The 17,003-nt window shown below is 61.5% G+C and carries 15 protein-coding genes; 8 read left to right on the forward strand and 7 right to left on the reverse strand.

The features are described from left to right. Position 1: 1 nt before the first annotated feature. From KW838_RS25845 to KW838_RS25875, 7 genes are all read left to right on the forward strand, one after another. Positions 2–1,444: a mannose-1-phosphate guanylyltransferase/mannose-6-phosphate isomerase gene (locus KW838_RS25845; RefSeq protein WP_218503956.1), complete on the forward strand. Its 1,443-nt coding sequence runs from the start codon at positions 2–4 to the stop codon at positions 1,442–1,444. Next, a complete protein-coding gene (locus tag KW838_RS25850) occupies positions 1,445–2,242 on the forward strand; it encodes an ABC transporter permease (protein ID WP_218503957.1) in 798 nt (265 codons plus the stop codon). Continuing rightward, positions 2,242–3,501 (forward strand): ABC transporter ATP-binding protein, encoded by a 1,260-nt coding sequence (locus KW838_RS25855; RefSeq protein WP_218503958.1) that lies wholly within the window; start codon positions 2,242–2,244, stop codon positions 3,499–3,501. The genes KW838_RS25850 and KW838_RS25855 overlap by 1 nt, the downstream gene beginning before the upstream one ends. After that, positions 3,498–4,874, forward strand: coding sequence for a glycosyltransferase family 1 protein (locus KW838_RS25860; protein WP_218503959.1), 1,377 nt, complete (start codon positions 3,498–3,500; stop codon positions 4,872–4,874). Before KW838_RS25855 ends, KW838_RS25860 begins: the two co-directional genes overlap by 4 nt. Continuing rightward, positions 4,858–5,988 carry a glycosyltransferase family 1 protein gene (locus KW838_RS25865; RefSeq protein ID WP_218503960.1) on the forward strand — a complete coding sequence of 377 codons (1,131 nt, stop codon included), beginning with the start codon at positions 4,858–4,860 and terminating at the stop codon, positions 5,986–5,988. The genes KW838_RS25860 and KW838_RS25865 overlap by 17 nt, the downstream gene beginning before the upstream one ends. Position 5,989: 1 nt before the next feature. Further along, positions 5,990–7,120, forward strand: coding sequence for a glycosyltransferase family 4 protein (locus KW838_RS25870; RefSeq protein WP_218503961.1), 1,131 nt, complete (start codon positions 5,990–5,992; stop codon positions 7,118–7,120). Between the two features lie 145 nt (positions 7,121–7,265). Further along, the gene (locus KW838_RS25875) at positions 7,266–8,183 is read left to right on the forward strand and encodes a LysR family transcriptional regulator (protein WP_218503962.1); all 918 of its coding nucleotides are present in this window, start codon (positions 7,266–7,268) and stop codon (positions 8,181–8,183) included. On the opposite strand, the gene KW838_RS25880 is transcribed toward KW838_RS25875, so the two are convergent. The 6 genes from KW838_RS25880 to KW838_RS25905 all read right to left on the reverse strand — a co-directional run bounded on the left by KW838_RS25880 (position 8,180) and on the right by KW838_RS25905 (position 13,708). Continuing rightward, on the reverse strand, positions 8,180–8,791 hold the full coding sequence (locus KW838_RS25880) for an RraA family protein (protein WP_218503963.1): 612 nt from the start codon (positions 8,789–8,791) through the stop codon (positions 8,180–8,182). The genes KW838_RS25875 and KW838_RS25880 overlap by 4 nt on opposite strands. Further along, entirely contained in the window at positions 8,784–9,176 is a 393-nt protein-coding gene (locus KW838_RS25885) for a RidA family protein (protein WP_218503964.1), read from the reverse strand. The genes KW838_RS25880 and KW838_RS25885 overlap by 8 nt, the downstream gene beginning before the upstream one ends. An 18-nt stretch (positions 9,177–9,194) precedes the next feature. Next, positions 9,195–10,574 carry an MFS transporter gene (locus tag KW838_RS25890; protein ID WP_102702028.1) on the reverse strand — a complete coding sequence of 460 codons (1,380 nt, stop codon included), beginning with the start codon at positions 10,572–10,574 and terminating at the stop codon, positions 9,195–9,197. A gap of 145 nt (positions 10,575–10,719) precedes the next feature. Beyond that, positions 10,720–11,658 (reverse strand): glyoxylate/hydroxypyruvate reductase A, encoded by a 939-nt coding sequence (locus KW838_RS25895; protein ID WP_218503965.1) that lies wholly within the window; start codon positions 11,656–11,658, stop codon positions 10,720–10,722. After that, on the reverse strand, positions 11,655–12,410 hold the full coding sequence (locus KW838_RS25900) for a class II aldolase/adducin family protein (RefSeq protein WP_007988289.1): 756 nt from the start codon (positions 12,408–12,410) through the stop codon (positions 11,655–11,657). Before KW838_RS25900 ends, KW838_RS25895 begins: the two co-directional genes overlap by 4 nt. Further along, complete coding sequence (locus tag KW838_RS25905; RefSeq protein ID WP_218503966.1) at positions 12,407–13,708, reverse strand: MFS transporter; 1,302 nt, start codon at positions 13,706–13,708, stop codon at positions 12,407–12,409. Before KW838_RS25905 ends, KW838_RS25900 begins: the two co-directional genes overlap by 4 nt. Positions 13,709–13,863: 155 nt before the next feature. Between KW838_RS25905 and KW838_RS25910 the strand changes: the two genes are divergently transcribed. Beyond that, positions 13,864–14,823: a LysR family transcriptional regulator gene (locus tag KW838_RS25910; RefSeq protein ID WP_218503967.1), complete on the forward strand. Its 960-nt coding sequence runs from the start codon at positions 13,864–13,866 to the stop codon at positions 14,821–14,823. Positions 14,824–14,835: 12 nt separating this feature from the next. On the opposite strand, the gene mrdA is transcribed toward KW838_RS25910, so the two are convergent. Continuing rightward, on the reverse strand, positions 14,836–16,728 hold the full coding sequence (mrdA, locus tag KW838_RS25915; RefSeq protein ID WP_218503968.1) for a penicillin-binding protein 2: 1,893 nt from the start codon (positions 16,726–16,728) through the stop codon (positions 14,836–14,838). Between the last annotated feature and the right edge of the window lie 275 nt (positions 16,729–17,003).

Raw genomic sequence — 17,003 nt, forward strand, 5'->3', positions numbered from 1 at the left:
CATGCTGATTCCCGTGATTCTCTCCGGCGGTGCCGGGACAAGGTTGTGGCCGGTGTCGCGTGAAGGCCATCCCAAACCGTTCATGGCCTTGCCTGACGGCCAGTCGCTGCTGGGCAAGACCTATCGGCGTGCCGCAGAGCTGCTCGACGGCTGGGGCGATATCGTCACGGTGACCAACCGCGAATACTACTTCCAGAGCAAGGATCACTTTCGGGACGCGCACCTTGGCCGTCATCGCGGGCATTTCCTGTTGGAACCGACGGGGCGCAATACGGCGCCGGCGATCGCCGCCGCCGCCCTCTCCCTCCAGGCCCTGCATGGCGACGACGCGATCATGCTGGTCATGCCGGCCGACCATCTGATCGTCAATGTCGACGCGTTGAAGGACGCGGTCGAGCATGCCGTGACGCTGGCCAGGCGTGGCCACCTGGTGACCTTCGGTGTGGTGCCGAACGCTCCGGAAACCGGTTTTGGCTACATCGAGGCCGGCACGTCACTGGACGACAAAGGCGCTGCCAGCGTGCGGCGCTTCGTCGAAAAACCTGACCTGCAAACCGCGACGCATTACGTGGAAAGCGGCAACTTCCTGTGGAACTCCGGGATGTTCTGCTTCTCGGTCGCCACCCTGCTGGCCGAACTGCAAACCCACGCTCCCGCTTTGCTGGAGCAGACGCAAACCTGCATGGCCGCCAGTGCTGCGGTGGAAAACGCCGGGAGCGTGCAACAGGAACTGTCACCGGCGCTGTTTGGCGAAATCATGGACATTTCCATCGACTACGCGTTGATGGAGCGCTCCGACAAAGTGGTCGTCGTGCCCGCCCGTTTCGACTGGAGCGACATCGGCTCCTGGGGCGCGGTGGCCGCGCTGGTACCGGCGGATGCACAGAACAACCGTGCCGTCGGCGAGGCGATTTTCATCGACAGCCACAACAACTTTGTCCAGAGCGACAACCGTCTGGTAGCGACCGTGGGCGTGGATGACCTGATCATCGTCGACACTGCCGACGCGGTGCTGGTGGCCCACGCCGACCGCGCCCAGGATGTGCGCCGGGTGGCCAGGCAACTCAAGGACAAAGAACACGAGGCCTATCGCCTGCACCGTACGGTCAGCCGGCCATGGGGCACCTACACCGTGCTCGAGGAAGGCCCGCGCTTCAAGATCAAACGTATCGTGGTCAAGCCCGGCGCCAAGTTGTCATTGCAGATGCACCACCATCGCAATGAGCACTGGGTGGTGGTCGAAGGCATGGCCAAGGTCACCAACAACGGCACCGGTACCCACCTGGTGGCCAAGAACGAATCGACCTTCATTGCCGCCGGTCACAAGCATCGCCTGGAGAATCCCGGCGTGATCGACCTTGTGATCATCGAAGTGCAAAGCGGCGAATACCTGGGAGAGGACGACATCGTCCGCTTCGAAGACCAATACGGGCGGACGGTTTGAATGCTGCGTAATCTTTACCAATCCCTGTGGAGTTACCGGGGTTTCATCCTCGGCAGCGTCAAACGGGAGTTTCAGGCGCGTTATCGCAACTCGCTGTTCGGTGCCTTGTGGACCGTACTCAATCCGCTGTCGATGATCCTGGTCTACACGGTGATCTTTTCCACCATCATGCGCGCCCGCTTGCCGGGGGTGGATGACGGGTTGGCGTACAGTGTCTACCTGTGCGCCGGCCTGCTGACCTGGGGCCTGTTCGCCGAGATCACCACGCGCAGCCAGAGCATGTTCCTGGAAAACGCCAACCTGCTGAAGAAAATCAGCTTCCCGCGCATCTGCCTGCCGGTCATCGTGCTGCTCAATGCCGGGATCAATTTCGCGATCATCCTGGGCTTGTTCCTCGGCTTCCTGCTGATCACAGGGCGGCTGCCCGGCATGGCGTTGCTGGCGCTGGTGCCATTGCTGATCCTGCACGTGATGTTCGCCGCGGGGCTGGGGATGATCCTGGGTGTGCTCAACGTGTTCTTTCGCGACGTCGGGCAGTTTTTCGGCATCTGCCTGCAATTCTGGTTCTGGCTGACGCCGATCGTTTATCCGCTGTCGATCCTGCCGACGGGCATCCAGAGCTTTATCGAACTGAACCCGATGACGGCACTGATGAACAGCTACCAGAACCTGTTTCTCTACAACCAATGGCCGAACTGGAGCTCGCTGGTCCCCTTGCTGGTGATCGGCCTGTTGTTCTGCGCGATGGCACTGCGGCTGTTCCGCCAGCGTGTCGGTGAAATGGTGGACGAGCTCTGATGGGACATATACGTGTCAGTGGCCTGGGCAAGGCCTACAAGCAGTACCCCAATCGCTGGAGCCGGCTGTTCGAATGGCTGGTGCCCTTTTCCCCTACCCGGCATCACCTGCATTGGGTGCTGCAAGGGGTCGATTTCGAGATTCAGCCGGGCGAAGCCGTGGGCATCGTCGGGGTCAACGGTGCCGGCAAAAGCACGCTGTTGAAGATGATCACCGGCACCACCCAACCGACCTGCGGCGACATCCAGCTGCAAGGTCGCGTGGCCGCGCTGCTTGAACTGGGCATGGGTTTCCACCCGGACTTCACCGGTCGGCAGAACACCTTCATGGCCGGCCAGTTGCTCGGCATGCAGGTAGAAGAAATCGAAGCGCTGATGCCGGAGATCGAGAGCTTCGCCGAAATCGGCGAGGCCATCGACCATCCGGTTCGCACCTACTCCAGCGGCATGCAGATGCGCCTGGCGTTCAGTGTGGCCACCGCACGGCGGCCGGATATCCTGATCGTCGACGAAGCGCTGTCCGTGGGCGACGCCTACTTCCAGCACAAGAGCTTCGATCGCATCCGCAACTTCCGCAAGGCCGGCACCACGTTGCTGATCGTGTCCCATGACCGCTCCGCGATCCAGTCGATCTGCGACACCGCCATCCTCCTGGAAAACGGGTGCATGGCCATGCGCGGCAAGCCCGAAGAAGTGATGGACTACTACAACGCCATGCTCGCCCAGCGCGAGGGCCAGACGGTGCGCCAGGAGATGCTCGCCAACGGGCAGGTGCAAACCATTTCCGGGACAGGCGAAGCGGGCATTCTCAGCGTCCGCCTGCTTGACCCCAAGGGCCGTTCGGTGGAAGTGGCAGAAGTCGGTCAGGCGATGGTTCTCGAAGTGCAGGTCGAGGTGCGCCAGGACATCGAGCGGCTGATTCTCGGCTTCATGATCAAGGATCGCCTCGGCCAGCCCATGTATGGCATCAACACCCACCGGATCGACAAAGCCCTCACCGACCTGAGTGCCGGCGAACGCATCACCTACCGTTTTGCCTTCGACATGCGCCTCGGCAAGGGCAATTATTCGGTGGCCCTGAGCCTGTCGCGACTGGATTCGCACCTGGATCGCAATTTCGAATGGCGAGACTACGGCCTGGTCTTCCACGTGATCAACAATCGCCAGGAAGACTTCGTGGGCTGCTCCTGGCTCGAAGCGCAGACCAGTGTTACCCGCTCCAGCGAAACCCTGGTGGAAACCGTTGGGGTGACGCAATGACCAGACTGCTGGTGGAATGTACCTACGTCTTCGAACACCCCGATGCCAACTCAGGCATTCAGCGGGTCGTGCGCAATGTGATTCAGCAATTGCCGGCCGCGCACGCCCAGCGTGAATGCATTCCGGTGGTGATGATCAATGGCGCGTTGTTCGAGGTGAAAAGCCTGGCGCCCTTGCCGACCGTCAAAGTGGATCTGGTGAGCCTGCGGGTGAAGCTCGAACAGTTCGCCAATCAGTTCTGGCTGCGCCATCGCGCGCTGGAACGACGCCGTCCTTTCAGCCAATCGAAGTTCGCCCGCCGGGTGCTTTATGTCGGTTGCCGCCTCACTGCGTTCGCCTGCCTGAGCCTGCCGATGCGCCTGCTGGACCGGGCACTCAAGGGCAAGCCGGTTCCCGAGCGCTGCGTGCCATTGCAACATCGCGCTGGCGACCAGTTGGTGCTGCTGGACTCGTCCTGGCACGCCAACTTTTTCCCCCTGGCCGAGCAACTCAAGCGTGACGGGGTCGGCATCGTGTCGGTGATCTACGACCTGATTCCACTGACCCATCCGCAGTTCTGCGACGCCGGGCTGGTGAAGGTGTTCAACGAATGGTTCGACTGGATCGCCCGCACCGCCGATGGCTATGTGGCGATCTCGACCACCATCCGCGACCAGGTGCGCCAGGAGATGACCCGCAGGATCGGCACCGCGCAGGTCCAGCAACGCTGGTTCGACTACTTTCACCTCGGCTCCGAACTCGACCTGAGCGACGCCCGCTCCGCCGTCGACCCGGGGTTGCTGCAGATGTTCAAGTCGGCGGACCCTGTATTCCTGATGGTCAGCACCATCGAGCCGCGCAAGAACCATGCGTATCTGCTCGACGCGTTCGAGCGCGCCTGGGCGGCCGGGTCCAGGGCCCGGTTGTGCATCGTCGGCAAGATCGGCTGGAAGTGCGAGGCGCTGATCGAGCGGATCCGCCAGCATCCAGCGTTGAACCAGCGCCTGTTCATGTTCAATACGCTCTCGGACAAGAGCCTGGAACACGCCTATTCCCACGCGACCTCGCTGGTGTTCCCGTCCTACGTCGAAGGGTTCGGGTTGCCGCTGGTGGAAGCCATGCAGCGTGGCCTGCCGGCAATGGCCAGCGACATCCCGGTGTTTCGCGAAATCGGTGGCGAGTACATGGCGTACTTCAACCTCGCCGATCCGCAGAACCTGGCCGATCTGGTCATCGGCATGGAAACGAGCGGCGCATTTCCCGCGCCCCTCAATCTGGAAAACTGGCGCTGGCTGAGCTGGCGCGAGGCGAGTGCGCAACTGGTCGATCGCATCCAGCGCAACCTGCACAGTGATGCGAAGGTGCCTGAGAGTCAGCATGCGAATTGCCCTTAACGCCCGCATCCTCCAGGCCCCGCGCACGGGCATCGGTCACTACGTCGCCGAACTGGCGACGGCCCTGGCCCGGGAACCGGACGTCGAGTTGTCGTTGTTCCATGGCTGGGGCTGGAGTTCGGTCCTGCCTGAAGCGGCGATGCCCGGTTACTCGCGCTTGACGCCATTGCTGCGACAGATCCCGGGGGCCTATCAGGCGCGGCGCTGGCTGGAACAGAAGCGCTTCGACCAGCGCCCCGCCCAGTCCATCGATCTGTATCACGAGCCGAGCCTGTGGCCGCTGTCGTTCAACGGCCCGACCATCATCACGCTGCATGACCTCACCCACCTGCACTATCCCGACACACAACCACCGGCCCGTCTGCGCGAGATCGAGCGACGACTGGCCGACGGCGTACAACGGGCGCGGCTGATTCTGACAGACTCGCAGCACATCGCCGATGAAGCGCAGGCCTGGTTCGCCCTGCCGGCCGAGCGCTTCGTGGTGGCACCGCTGGGTGTGGCCGCACGATTCCACCCGCGTGAACCCGAGGCCATCGATCGCGTCCTCAAGACCCACGGCGTCGAGACGCGGGAGTATTTTCTCTGCGTCGGCACCCTGGAGCCGCGCAAGAACCTGACCCAGGCCCTGCGCGCTCATGCGCTACTGCCGGAAACCGTGCGCCAGCGTTATCCCTTGCTGATCGCCGGTATGGCCGGCTGGCAGCGTCAGCAGTTCAACGACGAGTTGCGTTCGGCCCTCGCCTCGGGTCATGTGTGCCTGCTGGGGTACCTGCCCGACGAGGATCTGGCGCAGCTGCTGGCCGGTGCCCGGGCGCTGGTCTTCCCTTCCTTGTACGAGGGGTTCGGCCTGCCGGTGCTGGAAGCCATGGCCAGTGGCACCCCGGTGATTCTGACGGGTATATCGGCGATGCCGGAGGTGGCTGGCGATGCCGGCAACTACATCGAGGCGCACGACCCGGACACCTTGCGCGATGCCATGCAGCGGTTGATCGACGACCCCGCACACTGGCAGGCCTGTCGCGAGGCCGGCTTGCAGCGAGCGAAGCTTTTTTCCTGGGAGCGTTGTGCGACGGTGACCGCCCGCGCCTACCGCCAGGCTATGGAGAACTGATATGCGCGTTCTGCACTTTTACAAAACCTACTTGCCCGACTCCATGGGCGGCATCGAACAAGTCATTTTCCAGATGAGCGAAAGTGGTGCGCGCCATGGTGTCGACAGCACGGTGCTGACCCTGAGCAATAACCCGGCGCCGGGCGTGTTGCAGATCCGCGAGCACCAGGTGCATCAGGCCAGGATGGATTTTCAGCTCGCCTCCACCGGTTTTTCCTACAGCGTGTTCAAGCAGTTTCGTGAGCTCGCCGCTGAAGCCGATGTGGTCAACTACCACTTTCCCTGGCCCTTCATGGACCTGGTGCATTTTGTCAGCGCCACCAAAAAGCCCAGCGTGGTGAGTTACCACTCCGACATCATTCGCCAGCGTCATTTGCTGAAACTGTACCGTCCGTTGATGCACCGGTTTCTCGACAGCGCGGATCGAATCGCCGTGGCGTCCCCCAACTACTTTCACACCAGCGACGTGCTCAAGGACTACCGGGACAAGACCCGGGTCATCACCTATGGCCTGGACAAGTCGGGTTATCCGAAGCACGACGCGGCACGGACCGAGCGCTGGCGGCAGAAACTGGGGGACAAGTTCTTCCTGTTCGTCGGTGTCATGCGCTACTACAAGGGGCTGCACATCCTGCTCGAAGCGATGCAGGGGCTGAACTACCCCGTGGTGATCGTCGGCGCCGGCCCACTGGAAGAGGAGTTGCATGCCCAGGCCAGGGCACTGGGCCTGCAGAACCTGCACTTTCTCGGCTTCCTCGGCGATGAAGACAAGGTTGCCTTGCTCGAGTTGAGTTATGCGGTGGTGTTCCCGTCGCACCTGCGCTCCGAAGCCTTCGGCATTTCACTGCTTGAGGGCGCGATGTATGGCAAACCCATGATCTCCAGCGAGATTGGCACGGGCACCAGTTACATCAACATCCATAACGAAACCGGGCTGGTGGTGCCGCCGAGCAATCCATTGGCGTTTCGTGAGGCGATGCGCACGCTTTGGGAAAACCCGGCGCTGGCGGCACAAATGGGCGAGAAGGCGCAGGCCCGCTATCAGAATCTGTTTACAGCGGACGAAATGGGTCGCAAATGGGCGGCGTTGTATGAGGAACTGCTGGAAGAAAAAACCCTCGCCTACGCATGAGGCTTTTTTGCAGGATCCGACTGGCCTCGGCTGCGGCGTGCCAACAGTGTTACGATCCCGCGACTGTAGATTTTCCATGGCTTGCGCACAGCGTGTGCAAGCCGTCGACGTCCCCCATTGGCCCCTGACTGGCTGCTGACCGCCTATGCAACGCCTGCTCAATGACCGCCTGGACTGGAACCTGCTGCGCACCTTTCGGGTGATTGGCCAGGAGCTGAGCATCAGCCGCGCCGCCGCCCGCCTGCACCTGACACAACCGGCCGTGAGTCAGGCACTCAAGCGCCTGGAAGAACAACTGGGCCGCCAACTGATTGCCCGTCGCGGACCACGCTTTGCCCTGACCGAAGTCGGCGAGCAGATCTTCGCCCTGGCCGGGGAAATCTACGGGCAGATGTCCCAGGTCAGCAGCGTGCTGGAACAGCCGGCCGATGAAGTGATCGGCAAAGTGCGTCTTCTGATCATCAGCCGGATTTTCTCCGAGCGCTTTGATGACTTCCTCGCCGACTTCCATCGCCAATACCCGCGCGTCGATCTGGAAGTCGATGTGATGCGCAGTTCCGACATCGTCAGCGCCCTCCAGGAAAAAACCGCGACCCTCGGTCTGAGCCTCAATCGGCGCCCGCAGCCACGCCTGGAGCAGCGTTTGTTCCTGCGTCAACGCTATGCGTTTTTCTGCGGCAAGCACCATGGACTGTTCGGCCAACAGGACGTCGCCGAAGGGGATTTGCAACGGGAGAACTTCGTCAGCTTCACCAGTGACCAGATCGGCGGCATGCTCTCGCCGCTGACGATCTTCCGTGATCAGCAGGGTTTCAGCGGGCGCATCGTCGCGTCGTCACCGAGCCTGGAAGAAGTCCGGCGACTGGTCATCGCCGGCTTCGGTATCGGCTGTTTGCCCGAGCACGTGGTGGCGGCGGACGTCGACGCCGGATTGCTCTGGCGCCTGCCGCCCCACGAAGGGATTGCCGATGTCGACATTCATTTGCTGTGGAACCGCGAACAGCGCATGAGCCGGGCCGAGACGATCTTTCTTGAAAGCCTGCAGCAACGGCTGACGGACTAGACGCGCAAGACCTGCGTCACTGGCTCACCGGCGCACAAGCGTTCGAGCAAGCGCGGCTCGGCACGGTCCGAAGCCAGTGCCTGCTCGATGACCGCCACCGCCGATGCCGTGTCGAGAAACAACACGCCGTTGTCGTCCGCCAGCACCCAATCCCCCGGTTGCACCGTCACGCCGGCGCAGTGGACGGGCTGATTGATGGCGCTGTCATTGCGCCCGTGCAGCTTGGTGGTCAACAGGCTGGTGCCACGGGCGAACACCGGCAGCCCGGCTTCGCGCAGTTCCAGCAGGTCGGTCACCGCGCCATCCACCACAATGCCGACCGCCCCGGCGCAGCGTGCCGCGCAACTGGTCACCGCACCGACCGGGGCGTGCCGATGGTCGCCTCCCGTGTCGATCACCAGCACGTCGCCCGGCCTGATCTGCGCCAGGGCCCGGTTGACGGCGATGGCATCGGCGCCCAGCAGTTTCAGGGTCAACGCACGGCCAACGACTTTCACATTGGGCACCATGGCCCGCAGTTGCGGGTCGGCGAATCCCTCTTCGAGAAAATGCCCGAGGGTCGGAAAGCTCACCGCCTTGAGCTGTTCGATCAGTTGCGACTCATCCATGTTGCGGCTCCCCGCCAATCATTTCGGCGACACAGTCGATTTCCAGCGATACCCCCCACAGTGCCACGCAGACCGTGGTGCGCGCCGGCGGCGCATGGCCGAGGAACTCGCGGTACACGGCGTTGAACGGCTCCAGCTGTGCGGGATCGGTCAGGTAGGCATTGACCTTGATCACATGGCTGAAACCGGACCCGGCTTCAATCAGGATCGCTTCGAGGTTGCGCAAGGTTTGCCGCACCTGCTCGGGGAAATCGGCAGGCTGGTCGTCGAGGCCGCTTTGAGCCGGGATCTGACCGGCAGTGAACACCAGGTGACCGCTGACCACGGCCTGGGAGTAAGGGCCGACCGGGCCGATGTAGCCCGGGGCCGATTGAATTCTGCGCATGCTGTTGAACTCCGGAAGTCAGGCCGTAGCCGATTTGAAGGGTTTGCCGGGGGCCGGATCGTCTGTCGGGACGACGCTCGGGATTTCACTGATGTCCTTCTTGAAGGTTTCGGTCAGCAGCAATAGCGCCACCAGTGAAATCAAGGCCGCACCGATCATGTACCAGGCCACCGACGACCCTTTGCCCGTCGCGGCCAGCAATGCCGTGGTGACGATGGGTGTCGCCGCGCTGCCGAGCAGGCCGGACAACATGTAGCTGATGGACAACCCGGAATACCGCACGCGGGTGCCGAACAGTTCGGCGAGGAAGGTCGCGATCGGCCCGTAGTTCGCGGCGAATGCAGTCATCAACAACAGATAACCGAACACCACCATCGGCAGCTCTTTGGTGTCCATCAGCCAGAACATCGGGAACGCCACCAGCGCTTCGGCGATGATGCCGCCGACAATGATCGGCTTGCGTCCGAAACGATCCGAGAGCGCACCGAACACCGGCAACATGACGATGCACCAGGCGCAGGACAGCAGCACCACACCGAGCATCACGCCGCGGCTGAAGCCGAGGTTCTGCGTGCCATACGTCAAACCGAACGCCACGATAATGTTGAACGAAGCGCCCGTAGACATGGTGGCGATACCACCCAGCACCACTTGCTTCCAGTACTTGCGGAACACCTCCGCCAACGGCATCTTCACCTGCACTTCGGCCTCCTTGACCTTGTTGAAGGCCGGGGTTTCCGCGATGTTCAGGCGGATGTACAGGCCGACGGCGATCAGCAACACGCTGGCCAGGAACGGGATACGCCAGCCCCAGGCCAACAGTTCCTCAGGGGACAGCCACGCCGCGATCAACAGGAAGGCCAGGTTGGCAATCATGGTCCCGGCCGGTACGCCGATCTGCACCCAGGAACCGTACAGGCCACGTTTGTTGGCCGGCGCATGCTCCACCGCCATCAATACCGCCCCACCCCATTCGCCACCCAATGCCAGGCCTTGTACGACCCTGAGCAGCAACAGCAGGATCGGCGCCCAGATACCGATGGTGGCAAAGTCAGGCAACAAGCCGATGGCAAAGGTGGCCGCCCCCATGGTCAACAGCGAAATCAACAGCATCGACTTGCGCCCCAGGCGATCACCGAAATGCCCGAACAATGCCGCACCGACAATTCGCGCCAGATACGCCGAAGCGAAGGTGCCGAAAGCCAGCAGTGTTCCGATCAACGGCACGAAATCCGGAAAGAACACTTTGTTGAACACCAGCGCCGAGGCCGTGGCAAACACGAACAAGTCGTACCACTCCACGGTGGTGCCGATCACGCTGGCCACCGCGACTTTTTTCATACTGATTTCAACTTCCGGTGGTGCGCCGGACTTTTCTGCGGACGATAGATCGCTCATCACTGTCTCCAGGAATTCATCAAGAACTCGTTATTTAATTGTTTTGACTGGCAGTAAAACGGTTGAGGCGAAGGTTGTTGTTATGGCTCGCCCAACTGAGCGGGCGAGTTCGCAGGGCATTTTTATCGGTTGGATAGCGGTGGGTTCAGTAACCCAGTAATCGGTCCGCACAATTCAATAACGGTTCGCCGCTATTCAATCGGCGGAAGTTTTCCGCCACTTGTTCGGCAATACAATCATGGGAAGCCGCCGAAGCCATGTGCGGGGTGATGGTGACACCGGGCATGCTCCAGAGCCGGTGATCGACCGGCAGCGGTTCCTGTTCGAAAACATCCAGCAGCGCACCGCGCAGTTGTCCTCTGGCCAATGCCTGTTCGAGATCGTCGATGTTCAAATGACCGCCCCGGCCACAGTTGACCAGTGCTGCGCCGTTGGCGAGTCGGTCGAACGTGGCCCGGCCGAGGATGCCGCGGGTTTCGCTGGTGAGTGGCAACAGGTTGATCAGCAACTCGACGCCGTCGAGAAACGGATTCAACCCATCGGCCCCGGCGAACGTACGTACAGGCAGGTCCTTGCTGCGCCGCGCCCAGCCGCGCACGTCATAACCGGCGGCGGCCAGATCCAGGGCAATCGCGCTGCCCAGCGATCCGAGCCCCATCACACCGACCTTGAATTGCCCCGCCGCCCGTTGCAGCGGCCGTTCCCAGCGTTGCTCCCGTTGTTGCGACAATACTTGGTCGAAACCGCGGTGATAGTGGATCACCGCCCAGCGCACGTACTCGGTCATGCCCTGGCGATGCCCTGGGTCGACCACGCGGCAAATCGGCAGGTCCGGGCAGGACGGATCGTGGTCGAGGTGGTCGATACCGGCGGCCACCGAGTGAATCACCTGCAGGTTCGGCAATGCACCGAGACTGCCCGGCAAGGGAAACCAGCACGCTGCCATCTGCGCATTGGCGGCCCGGGAATCGTCGGCCAGCACGGCCGTGAGCTGAGGCGCACTGCGGGCAAACGCCGCCTGCAATTGCTTGAGCAGCAAGGTGTCGCGGGACAGCAGAACCACGGTGTTGATGTCGGCGTTCATGACAAATAAGACTCGCGCTGGGATTCGATCAACGTCAGGGCGGCCTCCCAGGCCAGGTCGATGATGTTGTCCTGCTCATCACGGTCAAACTGTTCGGCGGTGTGCGCACACACTTCCGGCGACGGGTAATGCAATGCCGAACCACCGGCCAGCGCCTGCACCTGGGCCTGACAGGCGCGCTCCAGAAAGTGGATTTCCTGGAACGCCTGGGCCACCCCGGAACCACCCACCAGCAAGCCGTGATTGCGCAGGATCATCGCCCGGTGCGGGCCGAGGTCGGCAATCAAGCGCTCGCGCTCATCCAGTGACAGCGCGATGCCCTCATAGGTGTGATAGGCCAGCTTGCCGTAGAACTTCAGCGCGTGCTGACTGATCGGCAGCAAGCCTTGCTTCTGCGCCGCGACCGCCATGCCCGCCGCCGTGTGGGTGTGGATCACACAGTTCAGGTCCGGACGCGCCATGTGGATCGCCGAGTGGATCACGAAGCCGGCCGCGTTGACCCGATGGCCGGCGTACTCCGGGTCGACCACCCGCCCTTCCTGATCGATGCGCACCAGGTCCGAGGCGCGCATGCGGTCGAAGATCACGCCGTAGCGGTTGATCAGGAAGTGGTGTTCAGGCCCCGGAATCCGCAGGGTGATGTGGGTGTCGATCAGGTCGGTCATGCGAAAGTGCGCGACCAGTCGATACAGCGCCGCCAGTTCGCAACGGGCTTGCCATTCAACCGGGTCGATGTGTGCAGGTTTACTCACGAATACACCTCTTTGACAGCGTGGGTGACGACCGGGTTGGCGCGCAGGCGGGCCAACCCGCAAACACCGATCAGGGACAGGGCCGAGAGCAAGGTGAAGAACACCGCCAGCGGCAACCATTGTCCGGAAAACTTGTTGGCCAGCAGGGTGCCGATCAGGGGCGTGCTTCCCCCGGCCACGGCGCAAGCCAGTTGATAGGCGATGGAAATGCCCGAGTAGCGCAGGTGCACCGGGAAAGCCTGGGTCATGTAGCCGGCGATCACCGCGTACAGCGCCGAGAGAATCACCACGGCCAACGCGATGCCGAGCGTCATCAACAGAATGTTCTGCGTGCCCACCAACAGGAACATCGGGTAGGGCGTGAGCATGCACAGCAGTGCGACCCATTTGAGAAAACGTCCTTCACCGATACGTTCGGCCAGCAGTGCCGAGAGCGGCTGCGAGAGCAGCTGGATGATGGTCACCAGAAACAGGCAATCGAGAATCGTCGAACGGGCAATGCCCTGGTACTGGGTGACGTAGGTGATCATGAAGGTGTTGGTGAAGAAGAACCCGGCCGAGCCGATGGTCACCGCAGCGGCGGCGAACAGGATCTGCCGCCAGCAGGTGCGGATCACGTCCATCACCGGGTATTTGGCGGTCTCGTTGTTGTCCTGGACCTTGGCGAACTCCGGCGACTCGTGAACGCCGGAGCGGATCAACAGGCCGACCATCATCAATACGCCGCTGGCGAGGAACGGCAGACGCCATCCCCAGGCGAGAAACTCCTCAGGCTCAAGGGACGTCACCAGGCGGAAAGCGATCAGTGCCAGCAACAAGCCGGCCGGGCTGCCGAGCTGAGCGAACGAGGCGTAGAACGTCTTGCGCCTGGCCGGTGCGTGTTCGCTCGCCATCAACACCGCCCCGCCCCACTCGCCACCAACCGAAATGCCCTGGATCAAACGCAGCACGATCAGACCGATCGGCGCCCAGATACCGACGCTGGCATAGGTCGGCAACAGGCCAATACCGGCGGTGGCAATGCCCATCAAGGCCATGGTCACCAGGAGCATTTTCTTGCGCCCGAGACGATCGCCCAGATGACCGAACACCATCCCGGCCATGGGCCGCGCAATGAAGCCGACAGCGAAGCTGCCAAATGCCGCGAGGGTACTCATGACCGGGTCGCTGCTGGGGAAGAACACCTGCCCGAGAACCAGCGCCGCCGCGGTGGCGTAGATGTAGAAGTCGTAGAACTCGATGGTCGTGCCAATGAAGGCCGCGGCCGCGGCTCGGCGCGGTTGGGGAGTAGTGTGCATGCAAGGACCCTGTGTACTTATAGTTTTTGGGCAGGTGTTAAGGCGGATGACGGTTGCGCTCTATGGCACTTGTAGGCTTTATCGCTTCCATGCCAGGATTAGTCAATTTTCAAATTCTTATCTTTACTATTAGCACTGCTACTGAATGAGGTTTTATGTCCTCCACCTCCAACCCGTGGGTCGGCCGGCGCTTTCTCAATGACCGCCTTGACTGGAACCTGCTGCGCACCTATCTGGTCATCGGCCAGGAAGGCAGCATGAGCCGCGCTGCCGCGCGCCTGCACATCACCCAGTCGGCCGTCAGCCAGGCGCTGAAACGACTGGAAGAACAGCTCGAATGCGTGCTGATTGCCCGCAGCGGTCGACGCTTTGATCTGACGGAAACCGGGGAAGAAGTCCTGCGCATCGCGGCCGATATCTACGGTGATATTTCACGCCTGGGGACGGTGGTGGAGAGTCGTCACGACGACGTGGTGGGCAAGATCCGTATCCTGACCGTCAGCGGTGTGCAGGCTCGGCATTACGATGAATTCCTCGCTGACTTCCATGAAACCCACCCGAAAATCGAGCTGGAAGTCGAGGTGATGGGCAGCTCGAACATCATCAGTTCGCTGCTGCAAAAAACCGCGACCATTGGCGTCGGCCTGTGTCGTCTGCCACAGCCGCGGCTGGAACAGCGGGTGCTGTTTCGCGAGACCTACGCTTACTTTTGTGGCCAGCGCCATCGCCTGTTCGGGCAAGAGAATCTGACCCTGGAACAACTGTCGGCGGAAAACTTCGTCAGCTTCACCAGCGACCAATTGGGCGGCAATCTTTCACCCCTGACGCTGTTCCGCGATCAGCAAGGCTTCACCGGCAAGATCGTCGCGTCCTCCACCAGTTTCGAAGAAATTTACCGCCTGATCTGCGCGGGTTACGGCATCGGCGCCTTGCCCACGCATCTGGTGCGCCGGGATGTCGAGCAAGGTCTGCTCTGGCGCCTGCCGCCGGAAGACGGCGTGGTGGATTTCGATATCCAGCTGTTGTGGAATCGCGAACAGAAGATGAGCCAGGCCGAAACGGTGTTCCTCGAGAGCTTCCAGCACATGCTCAGCATCCGCGAGCCTGTGCTGTGAAGCCCTGACGCTTCAGACGTGAGGATCGCCCGGCGCCTTGCCCGGTGCCGCGTACTGCGGCTTCAGGTGCCCGTCCTGATCGAGTAGCCAGGCGTCCATGATCTGCCGGACGACCGGTCCGGCGACGCGGCCACCCGCCTCACCATTTTCAATCATCACCGAAATCACGATCTTCGGGTGCTCGGCCGGGGCGAAACCGACGAACAAGGCATTGTCGCGGTTACGCTCACGGGTTTTCTCCCGGTTGTAGCGTTCGCCCTGCTTGATCGCCACCACTTGCGCGGTACCACTCTTGCCGGCAATACGGTATTGCGCGCCCGCGGCGGCGGCCCGGGCAATCCCCCGGGCATCGTGCATCACCATCTGCATGCCATGGTTGACCTGCTCCCAGTCGCGTGGATCCTTGAGCAGAATATTGGGCATTGGATGCTCGTCCACCGGCGCGACGCCGTCCACGGTTTTGGCCAGGTGCGGGCGATTCCACACGCCTTTGTTGGCAATCAGCGCCGTGGCCTGGGCCAATTGCAGCGGCGTGACTTGCATGTAGCCCTGGCCGATACCGAGAATCACCGTCTCGCCCGGAAACCAGGCCTGCCGACGCGTGGCGCGCTTCCATGCCTGGGATGGCATCAAGCCGGGAGATTCTTCGTTCATGTCCAGGGAAACTTTCTCCCCCAGTCCGAACATCGCCATGTAGTCGTGCAGGCGATCGATCCCCAGCTTGTGTGCGAGGTCATAGAAATAGGTGTCGTTGGAACGCATGATCGCTGCATCCATATCCACCCAGCCATCGCCGCTGTGGTTCCAGTTACGGTACTTGTGATCGAAATCCGGCAGCTGGTAATAACCGGGGTCGAACACACGGGTCTGTGGCGTGACGACACCCGCGTCGAGGCCGGCGATTGCCACTTCCGGCTTGATGGTCGAACCCGGCGCGTACAGACCGCGCAGCACACGGTTGAACAGCGGTCGGTCAACGGAGTCGCGCAGCGTGGAGTACTCCCTGGAACTGATGCCGGTGACGAACAGATTAGGATCGAAACTCGGGTTGCTGACCATGGCCAGCACTTCACCGGTCGACGGATCGAGCGCAACCACCGAGCCGCGACGATCGCCAAGGGCTTGTTCGGCGGCTTCCTGCAGCTTGACGTCGAGGCTCAGGACAATGTTTTCACCCGGCACCGGATCCGTGTGCTTGAGCACTCGCAACACACGGCCCTGGGCATTGGTTTCGACTTCCTCATAACCGACATGGCCGTGCAGTTGCGCCTCGTAGAATTTTTCGATGCCGGTCTTGCCAATGGATTGGGTGCCTCGGTACTCGACCGTATCCAGGGCCTTTGACTCTTTCTCGTTGATGCGTCCGACGTAGCCGACCGAATGCGCGAAGTGCGCGCCCAACGGATAGTGCCGAACGAACTGCGGCTCGACATCGATGCCCGGCAAGCGGAACTCGTTGACGGCGAGTACGGCGATCTGTTCTTCGCTCAGTTCATAGAATAGCGTCACCGGTACGAAGGGGTGACGTGCCTGCTTCATCACCTTGTCGAATTGCGAGCGGTCTTCAGCGGACAAGTGCAGGAGATTGACGACCTCGTCCAGCTCTTCGTTGACATTGGAAGCACGTTCGCGGGTGATGGTCAGGTTGAAGCTGGGGCGGTTGTCCGCGAGGAGTACGCCGTTGCGGTCATAGATCAATCCGCGGGTAGGCGTAATCGGCAGGACATGTACGCGATTGTTTTCGGAGATGGTCGAGTGATAGTCGAACTCGACGACCTGCAGGACATACAGGCGTACCACCAGAGCACAGGTAATGGCGGCAACGAACAAGGCGCAGGCCATGAGTCTCTTGTTGACCAGGCGTGTTTCTTTTTCGTGATCCTTGATCGGTATCGGTTCAGGCACTTGTGCAGCAACTCTTTGAAAAGAATGCCGATCCGTGGGCGCAGACTCAGTCCATTAAAAATGAGCTGCACCTTACCAAACCCGGGAAGTCAGGTTTGTGTGATTTTTTTCACAATTGACCTTGAATGGGTCGTTCCCTGTTTTTCACGCGAAAAAACAAAACCCCTACCTGCATACGCAGATAGGGGTTTCGGAATTTAATCTTGACGATGACCTACTCTCACATGGGGAAACCCCACACTACCATCGGCGATGCATCGTTTCACTTCTGAGTT

Source organism: Pseudomonas sp. PDM27 (assembly GCF_019219205.1).
Taxonomy (GTDB): domain Bacteria; phylum Pseudomonadota; class Gammaproteobacteria; order Pseudomonadales; family Pseudomonadaceae; genus Aquipseudomonas; species Aquipseudomonas laurylsulfatiphila.

Excerpts from the sequence above, each read along its gene's own strand:
- KW838_RS25875 (WP_218503962.1), top strand. The coding sequence starts at position 7,266 with ATGCAACGCCTGCTCAATGACCGCCTGGACTGGAACCTGCTGCGCACC.
- KW838_RS25845 (WP_218503956.1), top strand. The coding sequence starts at position 2 with ATGCTGATTCCCGTGATTCTCTCCGGCGGTGCCGGGACAAGGTTGTGG.
- KW838_RS25905 (WP_218503966.1), bottom strand. The coding sequence starts at position 13,708 with ATGCACACTACTCCCCAACCGCGCCGAGCCGCGGCCGCGGCCTTCATT.
- KW838_RS25880 (WP_218503963.1), bottom strand. The coding sequence starts at position 8,791 with ATGGATGAGTCGCAACTGATCGAACAGCTCAAGGCGGTGAGCTTTCCG.
- KW838_RS25855 (WP_218503958.1), top strand. The coding sequence starts at position 2,242 with ATGGGACATATACGTGTCAGTGGCCTGGGCAAGGCCTACAAGCAGTAC.
- KW838_RS25860 (WP_218503959.1), top strand. The coding sequence starts at position 3,498 with ATGACCAGACTGCTGGTGGAATGTACCTACGTCTTCGAACACCCCGAT.
- KW838_RS25870 (WP_218503961.1), top strand. The coding sequence starts at position 5,990 with ATGCGCGTTCTGCACTTTTACAAAACCTACTTGCCCGACTCCATGGGC.
- KW838_RS25885 (WP_218503964.1), bottom strand. The coding sequence starts at position 9,176 with ATGCGCAGAATTCAATCGGCCCCGGGCTACATCGGCCCGGTCGGCCCT.
- KW838_RS25910 (WP_218503967.1), top strand. The coding sequence starts at position 13,864 with ATGTCCTCCACCTCCAACCCGTGGGTCGGCCGGCGCTTTCTCAATGAC.
- KW838_RS25865 (WP_218503960.1), top strand. The coding sequence starts at position 4,858 with ATGCGAATTGCCCTTAACGCCCGCATCCTCCAGGCCCCGCGCACGGGC.
- KW838_RS25890 (WP_102702028.1), bottom strand. The coding sequence starts at position 10,574 with ATGAGCGATCTATCGTCCGCAGAAAAGTCCGGCGCACCACCGGAAGTT.
- KW838_RS25850 (WP_218503957.1), top strand. The coding sequence starts at position 1,445 with ATGCTGCGTAATCTTTACCAATCCCTGTGGAGTTACCGGGGTTTCATC.
- KW838_RS25895 (WP_218503965.1), bottom strand. The coding sequence starts at position 11,658 with ATGAACGCCGACATCAACACCGTGGTTCTGCTGTCCCGCGACACCTTG.